We start from the raw sequence: 17,191 nt of genomic DNA, 5'->3' as shown, positions 1-17,191 counted from the left end.
CTTTGGATCATGACCGATCCCGGCACGCAGAAGTTCCCCGCGAGAACCGATCGCGTTCTCGACGTAGGAGCGCTCCGCGCGCTCGCCCATCCGCTCCGTGTCCGCATCTTCGACATGCTCAGCCAGTACGGCCCGCAGACCGCCAGTTCGCTGGCGGAGCGCCTGGGCGAGTCGAGCGGTGCGACGAGCTACCACCTGCGTGCGCTGGCGAAGCATGAGCTGATCCGCGAAGTCGAGGGGCGCGGAACGGCGCGCGAGCGCTGGTGGGAGCGCCCGGCGGGCGGCATCGAGCTCACCAACCCCGACGCGATGAGGACACCGGCAGGGCGGGCCGTCTCGCAGATGGTGATGAGCGAGTTCCTGCGCAATCGTCACGAGCAGCTGGCGGACTTCTCCGAACGCGGGATCGACACGGAGACGGCCGAATGGCGCGATGCGGTGATCATCTCGACAGCCAACACGCGGTTGACCGTCGACCAGACCCGGGAGCTCTCGCGGTCGATCCAGGCCCTGCTCGACGCGGCCGTGCACACCTACCGAGACCAGACCGGTGAGGGCGTCCGCCCGGTGACGATCCGCGCCGACGTCTTCCCCCTGCCGGAATTGGGAGACGAACGATGACCGTCATCACCGCGTCGCGACGCGTGGCACGGGCGACACCCCTTGATCGCCTGCTCAGCGCAGCCGCCCACGCGCTCGACGCGTATGTGAGCGCGCGTCAGCGTCGGCGCCTCGACTCGCTCGAGCTGCACGGACGGCGACGAGCGGCCACGGAGGCCCAGCGCGATCGCGTCGGGGCGGTCGCGATGCAGCTGATGCCGCGGTGACCTCCCGCGGAGTCGGGGCGCGAAGGGGCCTCGGTCGCGACTTCGGCAAGTTGTGGACCGCGGCCGCCTTCAGCAACCTCGCAGACGGGGTGGGACGCACCGCCGTGCCGCTCATCGCCGCCACCCTCACCCGCGATCCGCTGCTGATCTCGCTCCTGGGTGCTCTTGCCTTCGTGCCCTGGCTCGTCTTCGGACTGCCGGCGGGAATGATCGTCGACCGCTTCGACCGTCGATACGTCATGGCCGTCGCGAACGCGTTGCGCGGGCTCGCCGCTGTCGGTCTCGCGCTGCTGACAGCGTTCGGTCGACTCGACATCACCGCCCTCCTCATGGGCGCGATCGTGTTCGGACTCGGTGAGACCCTGTTCGACAACGCGACGAACGCCGTGATCCCCGGAGTGGTGTCGCGAGATCAGCTGGACAGAGCGAACGGCAGGATCCAGGCCGCCCAGATCACGATCGACAACTTCGTTGCGACGCCCATCGGCGGGCTCCTCTACGCGGTGGCGCTCGCGCTGCCGCTGTGGGTCGGGGCCGCGGGGTACCTCGTTCCTATCGTCCTCGCCGTGCTCCTTCCGGTCGCGGCCGCTCGATCGACCGGCGTCCCGCCAGCCGCGTCGGGCCGCGCCGCGCCCTCTGCCCGCGACGCCGTCATCTTCCTGTGGCGACACCGCTACTTGCGGGCGATGGTGGCGTTCACGGCGGTGATCGGCTCGGCGCTGAGCTTCGCACAGGCGGTCACCGTGCTCTACTTCCTGGAGGAGCAATCGGTGCAGCCGGCGGCTTTCGGTTTCGTCACCGCCGGCATCGGCGTCGGTGCGCTGGCCGGTTCGCTCATCGCCTCGCCGCTGGTACGACGCTTCGGACGCGGCCCGGTCATGCTCGGAGCGAATCTGGTGTGCGCCGGCGGCCTCGGGCTCACCGCCGTCGCCCCGGGGGTGTGGAGCGCGATGGCCTCCTACGCCGTGTTCGCCCTCGCGGTGGCGATCTGGAACGTACCGTGGGGCGCCCTCCGCCAGCAGATCGTGCCCGGTGTTCTCTTCGGACGCGTGCTGGGGATCATCCGGATGCTGACCTGGGGCCTGTTCCCGATCGCGACCGTGCTGGGAGGGTGGGTATCGCGGATCGATCTGCGCCTGCCGTTCGCGATCGCGGCGGCCGTGGTTCTCGTCGCGACGCTCGCTGCGGCTCCTCTTCTCATCAGCGGCACGCGCAAGGCCGGGGCGGATCTGCCCGGCCGGGCTCAGGGCTAGCGGGGCTGCTGGATGCGCACCATGTTGCCGGCGGGGTCGCGTACTGCGCAGTCGAAGACTCCGTAGGGCTGCTCGGTCGGCTCTTGCACGATGTCTACCCCCGAGGCCTCGAGCGTCTCGAAGGTCGCCAACAGATCGGGCGTCGCCAGGTTGATGCCGAAGTAGCTCCCCTTGGCGATGAGTTCGAGCAGAGTGCGGCGCTCCTCTTCGGTCAGGTCGGGGTTGGCCGTCGGCGGGTGCAGCACGATGGCGGTATCGGGTTGGCCTGCCGGGCCGACGGTGAGCCACCGCATACCCTCGTATCCGACGTCGGTACGCACGTCGAAACCGAGGAGGTCGCGGTAGAAACGCAGGGAAGCCTCCGGATCGGTGTGCGGCAGGTATGACTCGTGAATCGTGATGTCCATGACGCTCACGCTAGAGCGCCGACACGGCCGACGCTTCTCGATTCCTGACCGGGCGCATGACGAATCGCGTGACGCAACTGGGCAGCTCCGCCGCATCCGTCTCCGTCTCGCGTCGGTAGGCGCTCGGCGAGGTTCCGACGATCTCGGCGAATCTCGTGCTGAACGTGCCGAGCGAGGAGAAACCGACGGCGAAGCAGACGTCGGTCACCGAGAGGTCGCCACGCCGCAGCATCGCCATGGCACGCTCGATCCGCCGTGTGAGCAGGTAGGCGTACGGCGATTCGCCGTAGGCGAGGCGGAATTGACGGCTGAGGTGACCCGCCGACATGTGCACTCCGCGAGCGAGCGCACCGACGTCGAGGGGCTGGCCGTGCTCGCGGTCGATGCGGTCGCGCACCCTTCGCAGCCGCGTCAGTTCGTCCAGCCGCGGGTCGGGGATGGTGGCCATGACGGCCATCGTGCCAGAAGCAGTGCCCGACGGTCAGTCCTGACCGGAGTAGTCCCGATCCGAGAACTGCTCGTGCTCGTCGTGAGTGACGACGGCCTCACCCGAACGATCCAGGGTGACGATGATGCCCGTATCGAGCTCTACGACCGGACGCCCTTCGAGCCAGGTCAGCGTCCACCGCGGTGCGGGCTGCCCGAACTGATCAGCCGGGAGCGATGTCTCGACCGCGGCGATCTGGGCGTGGAGGCTGGCCGGAACGGCCGACGGGGGAGTGGAGCCCGAGGTCCAGCGTGTACCGAGTTGCATGTCAGGCCTCCTGGGGGGCGAGTTCGATGCCCGTGACGGCGGTCGTCTCGGCGTCTTCGAACACGATGGTCTCGATGCGTCCGACGGCCTTGAGGTCGCCCTCAGCCAATCGCAGCGCGGCGGTATGCGGTGAGGCGACCGTCGCGACGGCCACCACCGTCTTCTGAGAGACCTTCGCCTCGGTCTTGGCCCGGCGGATTCCGACGAGCGCCTCACCGACAGCACTCAGCACGGCCGGGTCGCCGGAGGAGCCGGCCGGTTCAGGCCACTCAGCGTGGTGCACCGAGCCCTCGTTGAACCACGACCAGGCCTCTTCCGAGGCGAAGGACACGACCGGGGCGAACAGACGCAGGAGCGTCGAGAGCGCGATCCTCAGCGAGAGCGCCGCAGATGCCTGTCCGACGTCGGTCTGGTCGTACGCGCGCTCCTTCACCAGCTCGAGGTAGTCGTCGCAGAAAGTCCAGAAGAACGACTCGGTGATCTCCAGCGCGCGCGCGTGGTCGTAGGCGTCGAGAGCCTTCGTCGCGTCGCGCACCACCTGGTCGAGCGTCGCGAGCATCGACGCGTCGAGAGCGTGCGTGACCTCGGCGTCATCGGGCACCGGGAACGACAGCACGAACTTCGCCGCGTTCAGGATCTTGATGGCCAGGCGTCGACCGATCTTGATCTGGGTCGGGTTCTGCGGGTCGAAGGCGGCGTCCGTTCCCAGCCGACTCGAGGCCGCCCAGTAGCGCACGGCATCCGAGCCGTGCTGGTGGAGGACGTCGGCCGGCGTGACGACGTTGCCTTTCGACTTCGACATCTTCTTGCGGTCGGGGTCGACGATGAAGCCGGAGATGGCGGCATCGGACCACGGTGCCCGGTCGTCCTGCAGGGCGCTGCGCAGCAGGGTGGAGAACAGCCAGGTGCGGATGATGTCCTGCCCCTGGGGGCGGAGGTCGAACGGGGCGACGAGCTTCCAGAGGTCTTCATCGCGCTGCCAACCGCCGGCCAGCTGCGGGGTGAGCGACGACGTGGCCCACGTGTCGAAGATGTCGCGCTCGGCGTCGAAGCCGCCCGGAACGCCCCGCTGGTCCTCGGTGTACCCCGGGGGGACGTCGGTCGTGGGGTCGACCGGCAGCGATGCCGCATCGGGCGTCAGCACGTGCGCGTAGTCGCGGTCGCCGTTCTCGTCGAGCCCGTACCAGACGGGGATCGGTACGCCGAAGAAACGCTGGCGCGACACGAGCCAGTCGCCGGTGAGGCCGTTGGTCCAGTTCTCGTAGCGCACCCGCATGAAGTCGGGGTGCCAGGAGATCTCGCAGCCGAGTTCGATGAGGCGGTCGCGCAGCGACTCGTCGCGAGCGCCATTGCGCAGGTACCACTGGCGGGTCGAGACGATCTCGAGCGGGCGGTCGCCCTTCTCGAAGAACTTGACGGCGTGCGTGAACGGGCGGGGGTCGCCCTCCATCTCGCCCGACTCCTGCAGCAGCTCGACCACGCGCTTCTTGGCGCTGAACACCGTCTTCCCGGCGAGCTCCGCATAGGCGGCCTTGGCCGCATCCGTCTCGATCACGTCGGGGGCCTCGGCGACGATGCGGCCGTCTTTGCCGATGATCGTGCGGTTGGGGAGGTCGAGCTCGCGCCACCAGATGATGTCGGTGACGTCGCCGAAGGTGCAGATCATGGCGATGCCGGAGCCCTTATCGGGCTGGGCCAGCGGGTGCGCGAGCACCGGCACCTCGACGTCGAACAGCGGAGTGCGCACCGTCGTTCCGAACAGCGGCTGGTAGCGCTCGTCGTCGGGGTGCGCGACGAGGGCGACGCACGCGGCGAGCAGCTCGGGACGGGTGGTCTCGATGTGGACGTCGCCCGAACCGTCGACCTTGTGGAAGCCGAGGCGGTGGTAGGCGGCGGGCTGATCGCGGTCCTCGAGCTCCGCCTGCGCGATCGCCGAGCGGAAGTCGACGTCCCAGAGGGTCGGGGCGAGCGCCTGGTACGCCTCGCCTCGCTCGAGATTCTGGAGGAACGCGGACTGGCTGGTGCGGATCGTGTCGTTGGAGATCGTGCGGTAGGTCTGCGTCCAGTCGACGCTCAGGCCGAGGTCGCGCCAGAGGGCCTCGAACGCCTTCTCGTCCTCCGCGGTCAGCTTCTCGCAGAGCTCGATGAAGTTGCGACGGCTGATCGGACGCTGGTCGGCGGCCTTCGAGCTCTTGTTGTCGCCGCCCTCGAACGGGGGAGTGAAGTCCTCGTCGTACGGCAGGGAGGGATCGCAGCGCACCCCGTAGTAGTTCTGCACGCGACGCTCGGTGGGCAGGCCGTTGTCGTCCCAGCCCATCGGGTAGAACACGGTCTTGCCGCGCATGCGCTCGAAGCGCACCTTGACGTCGGTGTGCGTGTAGCTGAACACGTGGCCGATGTGGAGGCTCCCGGACGCGGTGGGCGGGGGAGTGTCGACCGAGAAGACGCCTGCGCGACCGACCTCGGCGGCCTTCGCGCGATCGAAGTCGTAGGTTCCGGCTGCGGTCCACGCCGCATCCCACTTCGCTTCGAGGCCTTCGAGTACGGGCTTGTCGGGGATCTGCGCGTCGGACATCGAGAGCTCCTCGGTATGTGCGGCACTGTGTGAGCGTGCCTGAGTGTGGGTCGACGCCAGTCTACCGGCGGGCGTGCGCGCGTCTTCTCCGCACGGTGTCAGGGTGTGGGGCGCAGCATCCATTCGTCTCGCGTGATCTCGAAGACGAGGTGCGGCATGTCGACGCCTCGGTAGTGGGTCACGGTGCGCCCGCGGACGGACATGCCGTTGCGGATCGCGACATTCATGCTGGCGAGGTTCGTGTCGCGGATCTTGGAGCACACCACGTCTACCGGGAGGTTGTGGAAGGCCCAGTCGCGACAGGCCCGGGCAGCTTCCCGCGCGAACCCACGGTGCCACCAGCGGCGATCGAACAGGTAGCCGACCTCCACCATCGATCGTCCGTCGATGATCTGGCGCGTGGGCCCGCACTGGCCGATCATCTCGCCCGTCTCGCGCAGGGTCACCGCCCAGAGCGCGAATCCGTCGTCGGCGTATCGCTGCTGCGATCGAGCGAGCCAGGTCGCGATCTCGGCCGGGCCGAACGGCCCCTCGTAGGCGGTCATGGTCTCGGCGTCGCCCATGATCGCGGTGAGGGCGGGGAGGTCGTCGGGCCCCATCTCCCGGAGGACGAGCCGGTCGGTCGTGGGGAGGGCGCGCATCACCCTCCGACGCTACCGCCCGCCCGCCGAGTGCGCCCGTTTCCGCCGTAGGTGCCCGAGTATCCGGGCACCCTTGGCGGGATCGGGCACTCTCGGCGCCTCAGTGGTCGGCGAGGGCCGGCTCGGCCGTCGCGGCGGAGCGGGCCGTCGAGTAACGGGCTGCCGCCCAGGCTGCGACGAGCGTGACCGCCGACATCACGGCGAGGATGACGCCGGGGTGCCACCAGGCGTAGTTCGTCTGCACGCCGAGGGCGCCGGTGATCAGCGGCACGAATCCGCCGACGGTGGCGGCGAGCGCGTACGCGAAAGAGAGGGCGGAGTAGCGGAACGCATCGGGGAAGAGGTCGTTCATGAGCCCGCCGAGTGCCGCCCACGACATCGTCGGGAGGATGCCTCCGACCACCATGAGCGCGACGAGGACGCCGAAGTTCGCCTCCTGGAGGATGAAGTAGATGGGGAACGCGATGATCAGTGTGCCGAGGGCTCCCCACGCCACGACCTTCGCCGAACCGATGCGCGCGGCGAGCGCCCCGAACAGCGGGATCGTGACGAGTTGCAACAGGGCGCCGATCGTCGCGGCGATGAGGAGGTCGGTGTAGGCGTACCCGAGCTGTGTCGCGCCGTAGTTGATCGTGTAGGTGTTCATGAGTCCGTACGACCCGATTCCGAGCAGTGCCGCTCCGGCCGCGATCGCCATGGCGGTGGGGCGCTGGCGGAACATCGTGAGGAAGGGCAGCCGGTCGCGACGCCCCTCTGCGACCACCTCGCGGAACACCGGCGTCTCGTCGATCGACCAGCGCAGGTAGAGCGAGACGAGGAGCAGCGGGATGGCGATGAGGAAGGGGATGCGCCAGCCCCAGGCGACGAGCTCCTCGGTGGGCAGCGTCGCGGTCATCACGATGAACAGGGCCGCCGAGAGGATCGACCCGATCGGGGAGCCCAGCTGCGGGATGGCGGCGTAGAAGGCGCGCTTCACGGGAGAGGCGTGCTCGGTCGCCAGCAGGATCGACCCGCCCCATTCGCCACCGAGGGAGATCCCCTGTGCCAGACGCAGCACAACCAGCAGCACCGCTCCGATCCAGCCGGCCTGCGCGTAGGTCGGGAGCACGCCGATGAGGCCGGTGGCCACACCCATGATCGCGACCGTCCACAGAAGGGTCGCGCGTCGGCCGAGTCGGTCGCCCATGTAGCCGAAGATGATCGCGCCGATGGGTCGCACGACGAACGCGATCGCGATGGTCGTGAACGATGCCAGGGTCGCGCCGGCGGTTCCGAGCGGCTCGAAGAACAGTGGACCGACGAAGAACGCCGAGAAGTAGGCGAAGACGTAGAAATCGAAGGATTCGAGGGAGGTACCGACCATGGAGGCCACGGATACCCGGCGGGCGGAGGTCTTTGAGGCCGGAGGAGTCACGGATGCTGCGGTGGTCACGAGCATCCATCCTGCCAGCGCTGCGAGCTTGTTGGACGCAGCGCAGAAAGTGGGGTGGGAGGCGGGCCCGGCGCCTCGCAGCCGACGCGTAGAATAGGAGGCACGAGTTTCGATCCGGCCATCACCGGGGAGCTCCCGGAAGAACGCGTCGGTCCTCGGGTCGGCGTCAGTAGAACCGGGCGGGGCAGGCCCGTCACAGCCGCAGTGAAAGTGGACGACTCGGTCCCTGAGCCTGTCGAAGGGCCCGAGGCGTCACGCGGGGTGGTACCGCGGCTCGATCGAGTCGTCCTCGCAGGCTGATCCTCGACCTGCTGGAGTGACATGACCTACCCCAAGTCCTCGTTCGGACCCGCCGCCGACCCGTCGACGAGCTCAGAGACCGGAGCGGCGAGCGCCGGGATCGTCCCGAGCCCGCGCTTCCCCTCGCTCGAGGAGCAGACGCTCGCCTTCTGGGCCTCCGACGACACATTCCGGGCCTCCATCGCCCAGCGCGAGGGTGCCGAGGAGTGGGTCTTCTACGACGGGCCGCCGTTCGCGAACGGCCTGCCGCATTACGGCCACCTTCTGACGGGGTACGCGAAGGACGTCTTCCCGCGCTTCCAGACCATGCGAGGCAAGAAGGTCGACCGTGTCTTCGGCTGGGACACGCACGGTCTGCCCGCCGAGCTCGAGGCGATGAAGCAACTCGGCATCACCGAGAAGGACGACATCGAGCGCATGGGTGTGGCGACCTTCAATGCGAAGGCCCGTGAGTCGGTGCTCGAGTACACGCGTGACTGGCAGGACTACGTGACCCGCCAGGCCCGGTGGGTCGACTTCGACAACGGCTACAAGACGCTCGACACGACCTACATGGAGTCGGTGCTCTGGGCGTTCAAGACCCTGCACGAGAAGGGCCTCGCGTACGAGGGCTACCGTGTGCTGCCCTATTGCTGGCGCGACGAGACCCCGCTGTCGAGCCATGAGCTGCGCATGGACGACGACGTCTACAAGATGCGCCAGGACCCGTCGGTCACCGTGACCTTCCCCCTTGTCGGAGCCAAGGCCGAGGCGCTCGGGCTCACCGGCGTGCGCGCCCTCGCCTGGACGACCACGCCCTGGACCCTCCCGACGAACCTCGCCCTCGCCGTCGGCCCCGCGATCCGCTACGTCGTCGTGCCCGGAGGACCGGGGGGCGCGGCGGACGTGCACCACACCCCCGACGGCCAGGCCGACGATGCGATCGAGGCGACGTCCCACCGCTACCTCCTGGCCGAGGACCTGCTCGCCGGATATGCGAAGGACCTCGGGTACGAGTCTGCGGATGCGGCCCGCGAAGCCGTGCAGCAGACGGTGGTCGGCACAGACCTCGAGGGCGTCGCCTACGACCGCCTGTTCGACTACTACGCCGACGCCGAGGAGTGGGGCACGCAGAACGCGTGGCGCATCCTCGTCGACGACTACGTCACGACCAGCGACGGCACCGGTATCGTGCACCAGGCACCGGCCTATGGCGAGGACGACAAGCGGCTGGCGGATGCGGCGGGCCTGCCCACCATCCTGTCGCTCGACGACGGCGGCCGGTTCCTGTCGGACGTGAGCGATGTCGCGGGCGAGCTGTGGCTCGACGCGAACACCCCCCTGATCCGTATCCTGCGCCAGAACGGGCGCTTGCTGCGCATGGCGAGTTACGAGCACTCGTACCCGCATTGCTGGCGCTGCCGGAACCCCCTCATCTACAAGGCCGTCTCGAGCTGGTTCATCCGCGTCACCGACGTGAAGGAGCGGATGATCTCGGGCAACGCCGAGATCACCTGGGTTCCCGAGAACGTCAAGGAGGGCCAGTTCGGCAAGTGGATCGAGGGCGCCCGCGACTGGTCGATCAGCCGCAACCGCTACTGGGGATCCCCGATCCCCGTGTGGAAGAGCGACGACCCGGAGTACCCGCGCCTCGACGTCTACGGGTCGCTGGCCGAGATGGAGGCCGACTTCGGTCGCCTGCCGCGCAACACCGACGGCGAGGTCGATCTGCACCGTCCGTTCATCGACGACCTCACCCGCCCCAACCCCGACGATCCGACGGGGGAGAGCGTCATGCGCCGCGTCGAGGACGTGCTCGACGTGTGGTTCGACTCCGGGTCGATGCCGTTCGCCCAGGTGCACTATCCCTTCGAGAACCATGACTGGTTCGAGCAGCACGCCCCCGCCGACTTCATCGTGGAGTACATCGGTCAGACCCGGGGCTGGTTCTACGTCATGCACGTGCTGTCGACCGCGCTGTTCGACCGTCCGGCGTTCCGTGCCGTCTCCGCCCACGGGATCGTGCTCGGCAGCGACGGGCAGAAGATGTCGAAATCGTTGCGCAACTATCCCGACGTGCGGGAGGTGTTCGACCGCGACGGATCCGACGCGATGCGGTGGTTCCTCATGTCGAGCTCGGTTCTGCGCGGGGGCAACCTCGTGGTCACCGAGGAGGGCATCCGTGCGGGCGTGCGGGAGTTCCTGCTGCCCCTCTGGAACACGTGGTACTTCTTCTCCACCTACGCGAACGCCGCGCGGGCGACCGCCGGTCCGTCCGCGAGCGCGGAGTCGGGATACGACGCATCTTGGCGCACCGACTCGACCGACGTGCTGGACCGCTACATCCTCGCTCTCACGGGTGACCTCGTGCGCGGCGTCGCCGCCGACCTCGACGGCCTCGACTCGACGACCGCCGCGGAGCGACTGCGTGACTTCGCCGAGGTGCTGACCAACTGGTACATCCGTCGCTCGCGCGACCGGTTCTGGGTCGGCGTGCGCGACGACGACCCGTCGTCGACCGAGGCGTTCGACACGCTGTACACCGTGCTCGAGACCCTCACACGCGTCGCCGCCCCGCTCATCCCGCTCGTCTCGGAGCAGGTCTGGCAGGGGCTCACGGGCGGGCGCAGCGTGCACCTGACCGACTGGCCCGATGCCGACGCCTTCCCGGCGTCGGCCGACATCCGTGTCGCGATGGACGCCGTTCGCGAGGTGTCGAGCGTCGCCAACGCGCTGCGCAAGCGCGAGGGCAAGCGCGTGCGTCTGCCGCTCCCGCGTCTCACGGTGGTCGTCGCGGATGCTGCCGCTCTCGGCCAGTTCGAAGACATCCTCCGCGACGAGCTCAACATCAAATCCGTCGAACTGGTCGAACTCGTCGACGGCGCGTCGGCGTCGTACGGAATCTCGCATCGTCTGACGGTGAACGCACGCGCCCTGGGCCCCCGCCTCGGAAAGCAGGTGCAGCAGGTGATCCAGGCCGCGCGCGCCGGCGACTGGTCTGAGACCGACGGCGTCGTCTCGGCGGGCGGCGTGGAGCTGCAGGCCGGCGAGTACGAGCTGGTGGTCGAGACGGCCGGGCGCCCCGAAGGCGAAGCTCTCGCCGTGCTCGCCGGCGGCGGATTCGTGCTGCTCGACACCACGACCGACGATGCGCTGGAGGCGGAGGGGCTCGCGCGCGACGTCGTCCGTGCGGTGCAGGACACCCGCAAGGGCGCAGGGTTCGACGTCAGCGATCGCATCCGACTCGTGCTGAGCTTCAGCCACGAGGAGGACGCAGCGGCGGTGTCGGCTGCGTTCGACGTCGCGGACGTGGCGGGTGAGACTCTCGCCCGAGAGGCCGCGATCGTCGGGTCCGATGGCGCGACGACCCTGTCGAGGGGCACGCTGCGCGGCACCCCGTCGGAAACGCCCGAACACCAGGCCGAGTTCGCGAAGGGAACCTTCGCCAACGCCGGAGCGTTCACCGTGTCGGTGACCCGTTTGAACGAGGAGAGTGGCGAATGAGCGACCGCGACCGCGCCGACGCCGTGTATGCGGCTCTGCTGACGAGGCAGGGCGAGCAGTGGGTCCAGCCCCGTGTCGAGCGGACCCGCCGGGTGCTGGAGTTGCTGGCGGACCCTCAGCGCACCTACCGAGTGATCCACGTGACCGGCACGAACGGGAAGACGTCGACGAGCCGCATGATCGAGAGCCTGGTCCGATCGACCGGGCTGCGCACCGGGCTCTTCACGAGCCCGCACCTCGTGCGCTTCACCGAGCGCATCATGGTCGACGGCGAACCCGTCTCCGACGCCGCCGTCGCCGACGCGTGGGATGAGATCCAACCGTTCGTCGACCTCGTCGACGCCGAGCTGGCGGCGGCGGGCGACGCCGCCCTCACCTTCTTCGAGCTCCTCACGGTTCTGGGGTTCGTCGTCTTCGCCGATGCGCCGGTCGACGTCCTCGTGCTCGAGGTGGGCATGGGCGGCGCCTGGGACTCCACCAACACCGCCGATGGAGACGTCGCGGTGTTCGCCCCGATCGCGCTCGACCACGCCGACCGCCTCGGATCGACGATCCGCGAGATCGCGACCGTGAAGTCGGGCATCGTGAAGGACGGTGCCGCCGTGGTCTCCGCCCGCCAGGATCCCGAGGCGGCAGCCGTGCTCCGTGCCGCCGCCGCGGCGCGGGGAGCGACCATCGCCTTCGAGGGCGAGGAGTTCGGCCTCTCGTCCCAGCGGCTCGCCGTCGGCGGCCAGCTCATCTCGGTGCGTGGCCTGTCGGGCACCTTCGATGAGCAGTACCTTCCTCTCTACGGCTTCCACCAGGGAGCGAACGCCGCCCTCGCGATCGCTGCCGTCGAGTCGCTCTTCGGCACCGTGAGCGCCGATGTCGTGACCGACGGGCTCGCTCAGGCGACGTCGCCGGGGCGACTGCAGCTCGTCGGGTCGCACCCGATCGTCGTGGCGGACGCCGCCCACAACCCCCACGGCGCACAGGCGCTCGTCTCGGGTCTGCGTGAGACGTTCGACGTCGACGAGTGGGGTGTCGTCGTCGGCGTGCTCGGAGACAAGGATGCTGCGGGGATCGTGGACGCGCTGGCCCCGGTGGCGGCACGCGTGTTCGCGACCGCTCCGGAATCGGAGCGCGCCAGCGACCCCGACCTCATCGCCGACCTCGCCGAGGCTCGAGGGGCCACGGTCTCGGTGCACCCCGGGCTCGATGACGCGGCGGAGGCCGCGCGCGAGTGGGCCGCAGCATCCGACCGCCGAGCCGTCGTCATCGCCGGCTCCGTCGTGCTCGCCGGAGAGGCGTTGCGCCTCTCCGAAGCCGAGGACTGGAAGAACGGGTGGCAGGAATGAGCCCCCGGGAGCGCAAGCCCCGGGTGAGGCGACAGCGCGGCGCGGAGGAGTCGCTCGGCTCCGTCGTGCTCGGCTTCGAGTCGATCGTCGTCTTCCTCGGCGGGCTCGTGGTCTTCGGATTGCGCGTGCTGCCGGACGGCATCGAACCGTGGTGGGGGATCGTCGGCGGAGTGGTGCTGGCGCTGTTGATGGTCATCACATCGGGCTTCCTGCGTCACCGCTGGGCGATCGGCGCGGGGTGGGCGCTTCAGGTCGTCCTCGCCCTCGGCGGGTTCCTCGTGCCGGCGCTTCTCCTCGTCGCACTCATTTTCGGCGGCATGTGGGCGTATGCGACGATCAAGGGGGCGTCCCTCGACCGCCGAAACGCCGCACTGGCCGATCCCCGCACATCGAACGGAAACTGACTCATGGCGACCGAAGAGACTCTCGTACTCGTGAAGCCCGACGGCGTGGCCCGTGGCCTCACCGGCGCGATCCTCGCCCGCATCGAAGCGAAGGGGTACGCGCTCGTCGACATCCGGCTCGTGGAGCCCGAGCGCGCGACCCTGGAGCAGCACTACGCCGAGCACGAGGGCAAGCCGTTCTACGAGCCGCTGCTCGAATTCATGCTCTCCGGCCCGTCTGTGGCCATCCGCCTCGCCGGCAACCGCGTGATCGAGGGCTTCCGCTCGCTCGCGGGAACTACCGATCCCACGACCGCGGCGCCCGGCACGATCCGCGGTGACTTCGGGCGTGACTGGGGCCTCGCCGTGCAGCAGAACCTCGTGCACGGCAGCGACAGCCCCGAGTCGGCGGCGCGAGAGCTCGCCATCTGGTTCTGAGCCGGCCGGTCAGACGAGAGAGCCGATGACGTCCAGCCGCAGCTGGGCGACGATCGCGATGATCGCGTAGCTGCCCACGGCGAGGAGCGGCATCCACCCCATGGTGGCCGCCGCTCCTCGCCGCACCCCTGCGGGTACGGGGACGATGCCGGTTCGCAAGACGTGGAGAAGCACGACGTAGAACGTCGGGATCGTCACGACCCACGTCACCATGCACCACGGGCAGAGCGTGCCGATGACGAAGATGCTCTGCACGATCAGCCACACCACGAAGGCGAATGCCCCCGCTGTTCCGAGTGTGAAGACCCACCAGAACCAGCGCGCGAACCGCGCGCCGGCGAGGATCGCGACGCCGACGAACAGCGGCGCCATCCATGCGGCGAGCCCGATGATCGGGTTCGGGAAGCCGAGCACGCTTCCCTGTGCGGAGACGAGGTTCTTCCCGCATTGGATGAGCGGGTTGAAATCGCACGAGGCGGTGGCGTTCGGATCCTCCAGCAGGTGCAGGCGCTCCAGCGTGAGGGAGAAGGCGGCCCACCAGCCGACCACCCCCGCGATGATCAGCCAGACCGCCATCGCGGTCGGACGCTGCGGGGATGCTGCCGGTGCGCTCATGGCTCGGATTATGGCATCCGTACCTCCGGCCCGGCTCGGCGATGGATCGACTCTCGAAGCGTGTGGTCGGCACAAGCGGCGGGGGAGTGCGATAATGGTCGGTGATGCCCGCGGCCGCGCCGCACCGGCATCACGACAGACTTCGGGCGATGGACGCCCTTGCAGTTAGAGCCTCGGGCCGGCTGCAGACCAAATGAGTTCGCGGCCCCGCCGGGTGTGGCGCCGCACGAGATTTCGTCGGACGATGCGCGGTGTCGTCCGCAAGGAGCACCCCCGTGATGGCCGATGAGAACGAAACCCGGAACGACACCCCCGCGAGCGATGCGCCTCAGGATGCCGCGGAGCAGCTGACCACGATCGCCGACATGGAGGCCGTGCTCGACGCGGTCGAGGCGACCGAGGGCGATCGCGGTGCGATCCCCGCGGATGACGCGTCGAAGCCCGCCGTCGTCGTGGCCGACGCCGCGGTGGAACCGGGTGATGCCGACGAGCCCGCCGCCGAGGGCGAGCCTGTCGCCGATGAGCCGGTCGAGGCGCCGCTGGGCGATGTCTCCGAGGCCGGTGAGCAGCCCGCCATCGACCCGATCGTGGAGACGCCCGCGGCCGAGGAGTCGCCCGCCGAAGAGGCGCCCGTGCAGGATCCGGCGCCCGAGGAGCCCACCGAGCTCACCGCCGTCGCTCTCGGCCTCCTGCCCGAGGTGTTCGTCTCGGCCGTCAGCACGCAGCTGCACTTCTACGCCCCGCCCGTCGTCGCCCTCCCGCCGCGTGCGGAGGAGTTCGACGAGCCCGAGGAAGCTCCCGCATCCGGAACCTCGGCGCGTCGGCGCAATCGCCGTCGCGGCGAGAGCGGCGGCAACGAGGAGCGCACGGAGTCCGCGCCCACACCGCCGCGTCAGCGCGCCGTCGAGTACGTGACCGAGCCGCAGCGCATCAAGGGTTCCACGCGCCTCGAGGCGAAGAAGCAGCGTCGCCGCGATGGGCGTGAAGCCGGCCGTCGCCGTCCGGTGGTGACCGAGGCCGAGTTCCTCGCCCGTCGCGAAGCCGTCGACCGCGAGATGATCGTCCGCTCCAAGAACGGCCGCGTGCAGATCGCCGTGCTCGAGGACCACGTCCTCGTCGAGCACTACGTCGCGCGCAACCAGGACGCCTCGCTCATCGGCAACGTCTATCTCGGCCGCGTCCAGAACGTGCTGCCCAGCATGGAGGCCGCCTTCGTCGACATCGGTCGCGGTCGCAACGCCGTGCTGTACTCGGGCGAGGTCGACTGGGACGCCGTCGAGACCGGAAACCAGCCGCGGCGGATCGAGCTCGCTCTGAAGTCGGGCGACAAGGTGCTCGTCCAGGTCACGAAAGACCCGGTGGGGCACAAGGGTGCTCGTCTGACGAGCCAGATCTCGCTCCCCGGGCGCTACCTCGTCTACGTGCCCGGTGGCGCGATGAACGGCATTTCGCGCAAGCTCCCCGACACCGAGCGCGCTCGCCTGAAGAAGATCCTGAAAGAGGTTCTCCCCGAGTCGTCGGGCGTCATCGTGCGCACCGCGGCCGAGGGGGCCACCGAGGATCAGCTGACGCGTGACGTGCAGCGACTCACCAGCCAGTGGGAGCACGTGAGCCGACAGATCGAGACGATCCAGGCGCCGGCGCTTCTGCACTCGGAGCCCGACCTTCTCGTCAAGATCGTCCGCGACGTCTTCAACGAGGACTTCACGAAGATGCTCATCCAGGGCGAGGACGCACACCAGACGATCACCAGCTACCTCGCGAGCGTGGCGCCCGACCTGCTCGACCGCGTCGAATCGTACGACGCCGACCGCGACCCGTTCGACGAGTTCCGCGTCACCGAGCAGATCGAGAAGGCGCTCGACCGCAAGGTGTGGCTGCCCTCGGGCGGATCGCTCGTCATCGACCGCACCGAGGCGATGACCGTCGTCGACGTCAACACCGGCAAGTTCGTCGGTTCCGGCGGAAACCTCGAAGAGACCGTCACCAAGAACAACCTCGAGGCGGCGGAGGAGATCGTCCGACAGCTGCGGCTGCGGGACATCGGCGGGATCATCGTCGTCGACTTCATCGACATGGTGCTCGAATCCAACCGCGACCTCGTTCTGCGCCGCCTGGTCGAGTGCCTCAGCCGCGACCGCACGAAGCACCAGGTCGCCGAGGTGACGTCGCTCGGCCTCGTGCAGATGACCAGGAAGAAGCTCGGACTGGGGCTCCTCGAGACCTTCAGCGAGCCGTGCGAGGTCTGCGCCGGCCGCGGAGTCGTCGTGCACCACGACCCCGTGGTGAAGCACCGCTCCAACGGCGGAGGGTCTTCGTCGGGCAACAACGGATCGTCCAACCGGCGCTCGCGCGGTTCCGGCAACGGGGGCGGCAACACGGGCGGTGGCGGCAACGGCGCTGTGGGCGCGACCCACGTCATCACCGAGGGCGTGAAGTCGGCCCTCGCGCAGATCGCCGCCTCGACGATCCAGCCGAACGGCGAGGAGGAGGCCCCCGCGGTCGAACCCGTCGTCGTGGAGGTTCCCGCCGTGGAGGCCGAGCCGGTGAAGCGCCCGCGCAAGAAACGCACAGACACCGCGGCGAAGAACCCCCGCACCGAGAAGGACGTCCTCCTCGATTCGGTACTCAGCGCGCTCCCCGAGCCCAAGGCGCCCGGGCAGGGTCGTTCGCGCCGCCGTGTCACGACAGCGGCCCTCAGCGGCACTCCCGTGCAGGCTGGGCCGACCGAGGAGAGCTGAGAGCC

The 17,191-nt window shown here is 69.1% G+C and carries 15 protein-coding genes; 8 read left to right on the top strand and 7 right to left on the bottom strand.

Translation table 11 applies throughout. The features are described from left to right. The first annotated feature begins 9 nt into the window (after window positions 1–9). Genes FVP77_RS07295 through FVP77_RS07285 form a run of 3 tightly spaced genes read left to right on the top strand, consistent with a single transcriptional unit; the run spans window position 10 to window position 2,080 of the window. A complete protein-coding gene (locus FVP77_RS07295) occupies window positions 10–621 on the top strand; it encodes an ArsR/SmtB family transcription factor (RefSeq protein ID WP_147893886.1) in 612 nt (203 codons plus the stop codon). After that, complete coding sequence (locus FVP77_RS07290; RefSeq protein WP_147893885.1) at window positions 618–827, top strand: hypothetical protein; 210 nt, start codon at window positions 618–620, stop codon at window positions 825–827. Before FVP77_RS07295 ends, FVP77_RS07290 begins: the two co-directional genes overlap by 4 nt. Continuing rightward, a complete protein-coding gene (locus FVP77_RS07285; protein ID WP_147893884.1) occupies window positions 824–2,080 on the top strand; it encodes an MFS transporter in 1,257 nt (418 codons plus the stop codon). Before FVP77_RS07290 ends, FVP77_RS07285 begins: the two co-directional genes overlap by 4 nt. On the opposite strand, the gene FVP77_RS07280 is transcribed toward FVP77_RS07285, so the two are convergent. The 6 genes from FVP77_RS07280 to FVP77_RS07255 all read right to left on the bottom strand — a co-directional run bounded on the left by FVP77_RS07280 (window position 2,077) and on the right by FVP77_RS07255 (window position 7,895). After that, window positions 2,077–2,487: a VOC family protein gene (locus FVP77_RS07280; RefSeq protein WP_147893883.1), complete on the bottom strand. Its 411-nt coding sequence runs from the start codon at window positions 2,485–2,487 to the stop codon at window positions 2,077–2,079. The genes FVP77_RS07285 and FVP77_RS07280 overlap by 4 nt on opposite strands. Window positions 2,488–2,497: 10 nt before the next feature. Then, entirely contained in the window at window positions 2,498–2,935 is a 438-nt protein-coding gene (locus tag FVP77_RS07275; protein ID WP_147893882.1) for a helix-turn-helix transcriptional regulator, read from the bottom strand. A gap of 33 nt (window positions 2,936–2,968) precedes the next feature. Further along, window positions 2,969–3,241 carry a hypothetical protein gene (locus FVP77_RS07270; protein WP_147893881.1) on the bottom strand — a complete coding sequence of 91 codons (273 nt, stop codon included), beginning with the start codon at window positions 3,239–3,241 and terminating at the stop codon, window positions 2,969–2,971. A gap of 1 nt (window position 3,242) precedes the next feature. After that, complete coding sequence (gene valS / locus FVP77_RS07265) at window positions 3,243–5,816, bottom strand: valine--tRNA ligase (protein WP_147893880.1); 2,574 nt, start codon at window positions 5,814–5,816, stop codon at window positions 3,243–3,245. 98 nt (window positions 5,817–5,914) lie between these two features. Beyond that, on the bottom strand, window positions 5,915–6,457 hold the full coding sequence (locus FVP77_RS07260; protein ID WP_147894480.1) for a GNAT family N-acetyltransferase: 543 nt from the start codon (window positions 6,455–6,457) through the stop codon (window positions 5,915–5,917). 100 nt (window positions 6,458–6,557) lie between these two features. Next, window positions 6,558–7,895, bottom strand: coding sequence for an MFS transporter (locus tag FVP77_RS07255; RefSeq protein ID WP_147893879.1), 1,338 nt, complete (start codon window positions 7,893–7,895; stop codon window positions 6,558–6,560). A gap of 315 nt (window positions 7,896–8,210) precedes the next feature. On the opposite strand from FVP77_RS07255, the gene ileS reads away from it, so the two are divergent. The 4 genes from ileS to ndk are packed head-to-tail and all read left to right on the top strand — an operon-like array spanning window position 8,211 to window position 13,830. After that, entirely contained in the window at window positions 8,211–11,672 is a 3,462-nt protein-coding gene (gene ileS, locus FVP77_RS07250; protein WP_147893878.1) for an isoleucine--tRNA ligase, read from the top strand. Beyond that, window positions 11,669–13,009 (top strand): bifunctional folylpolyglutamate synthase/dihydrofolate synthase, encoded by a 1,341-nt coding sequence (locus FVP77_RS07245; RefSeq protein WP_147893877.1) that lies wholly within the window; start codon window positions 11,669–11,671, stop codon window positions 13,007–13,009. Before ileS ends, FVP77_RS07245 begins: the two co-directional genes overlap by 4 nt. Continuing rightward, the gene (locus FVP77_RS07240; protein ID WP_147893876.1) at window positions 13,006–13,413 is read left to right on the top strand and encodes a DUF4233 domain-containing protein; all 408 of its coding nucleotides are present in this window, start codon (window positions 13,006–13,008) and stop codon (window positions 13,411–13,413) included. Before FVP77_RS07245 ends, FVP77_RS07240 begins: the two co-directional genes overlap by 4 nt. 3 nt (window positions 13,414–13,416) lie before the next feature. Continuing rightward, entirely contained in the window at window positions 13,417–13,830 is a 414-nt protein-coding gene (gene ndk, locus FVP77_RS07235) for a nucleoside-diphosphate kinase (RefSeq protein ID WP_116646434.1), read from the top strand. A 9-nt stretch (window positions 13,831–13,839) separates the two neighbouring features. On the opposite strand, the gene FVP77_RS07230 is transcribed toward ndk, so the two are convergent. Beyond that, entirely contained in the window at window positions 13,840–14,445 is a 606-nt protein-coding gene (locus FVP77_RS07230) for a vitamin K epoxide reductase family protein (RefSeq protein WP_147893875.1), read from the bottom strand. A 278-nt stretch (window positions 14,446–14,723) separates the two neighbouring features. Here FVP77_RS07230 and FVP77_RS07225 point away from each other — a divergent pair, with 278 nt between their 5' ends. Beyond that, window positions 14,724–17,186 (top strand): Rne/Rng family ribonuclease, encoded by a 2,463-nt coding sequence (locus FVP77_RS07225; RefSeq protein ID WP_147893874.1) that lies wholly within the window; start codon window positions 14,724–14,726, stop codon window positions 17,184–17,186. Window positions 17,187–17,191 lie beyond the last annotated feature (5 nt).

The organism is Microbacterium hatanonis (assembly GCF_008017415.1).
GTDB classification, from domain to species: domain Bacteria; phylum Actinomycetota; class Actinomycetes; order Actinomycetales; family Microbacteriaceae; genus Microbacterium; species Microbacterium hatanonis.
The sequence above is the reverse complement of the archived record's forward strand: the minus strand, read 5'-3'. Positions and strand labels throughout refer to the sequence as shown.